The organism is Rhodococcus sp. P3_B8 (assembly GCF_056402775.1).
Genome location: NZ_JBFUGT010000629.1, coordinates 1 through 1,329 on the forward strand (window position 1 = coordinate 1; position 1,329 = coordinate 1,329).

Consider the following 1,329-nt stretch of genomic DNA (forward strand, 5'->3'; position numbering starts at 1 on the left):
ACGGTGCACCACGCCTCCCCTGCTCCAGGACTCTTCGTCTTCTATAGGGTTTTCCTGTGATTGCCCTAGGAGTTACTCCTCTAGTCCTATGGACGTGAAGCGCCTACCGTCACTGACATGCAGATCACACCTGATGAAGCCCGGGCCCTCGGCCCCCTCACCTGGCTCAAGAAGCCCGCCGTCGACGGTCCCCCCGCACAGCGCGACCCGAAGGTCGTCGAACGGGTCTCGGAAATGTTGTCGCACATCGAACGCAACGGTCTCGACGCCGTCCGCTCCTACTCCCGGGAGCTCGACGGCTGGTCCGGCGACCTCGAGATCAGCGCCGAGCAGCTCCGCAAGAGCGGCGACGCCCTTCCCGCCGATGTCCGTGCCGCCCTCGAACTCGGCTACGAGCGCACGAACCGGTTCGCCGTCACCCAGCGTGAGCACCTGACCGATTTCGAGATCGAACTCGCCCCCGGCGTGGTCGGCGGCCAGCAGTACATCCCGATCACCCGGGTCGGCGCGTATCTACCGGCGGGCCGATTCCCGCTGCTGGCCAGCGCCTTCATGACCGTCGGGGTGGCCAAGGCCGCGGGTGTGCCCACCGTCCTCTCGTGCACCCCGCCGTCCGGTGAGCACGGCGCGCACCCCGCCGTCCTCTACGGCGCGTACCTGTCTCGGGCGGACCGGGTCTTCGCGATCGGCGGCGTGCAGGCGCTCGGCGCGATGGCGTTCGGTCTGCTCGGTGAGGCTTCGATCGACATGCTCGTCGGCGCCGGCAACGCGTTCGTCACCGAGGCCAAGCGGCAGCTGTTCGGTCAGGTGGGCATCGATTTGCTCGCCGGCCCCTCGGAGGTGGCGGTCCTGGCCGACGAGACCGCCGACCCGGAATGGGTGGCCGCTGATCTGCTCGGTCAGGCCGAGCACGGGCCGAACTCACCCGCCGCCCTGATCACCACTTCGGACAAGTTGGGCCGCAGGGTAATCGAGGCGGTCGACCGGCAACTCGACAGCCTCGCCACCCGCGAGGTCGCGGGTGCGGCCTGGCGAGACTTCGGTTCGGTCATCCTTGCGACCGACCGCACCCAGGCAGTGGCGGTATCGGATGTCCTCGGACCCGAGCACCTCGAGATCCAGACCGCGGACGACGATTTCTACCTCAAGGAACTGCGGAACTACGGGTCGTTGTTCCTCGGGCCGTGGAGCACGGTGGCCTACTCCGACAAGGGAATCGCCGGAACCAACCACGTGCTCCCGACGGGTAAGACCGCCCGCTACAACGCGGGCCTGTCGGTCTCGCGATTCCTCAAGCCACTGACCTACCAGCGGGCGCAGAAAGAGGCC

General features: G+C 67.6%; 1 protein-coding gene. It reads left to right on the top strand.

Annotated elements, in window-relative coordinates; translation table 11 throughout:
* Positions 1–117: 117 nt before the first annotated feature.
* Positions 118–1,329 (top strand): histidinol dehydrogenase (gene hisD, locus AC1D1G_RS45280; protein WP_477956950.1); only part of this gene is annotated, 1,212 nt, incomplete at its 3' end.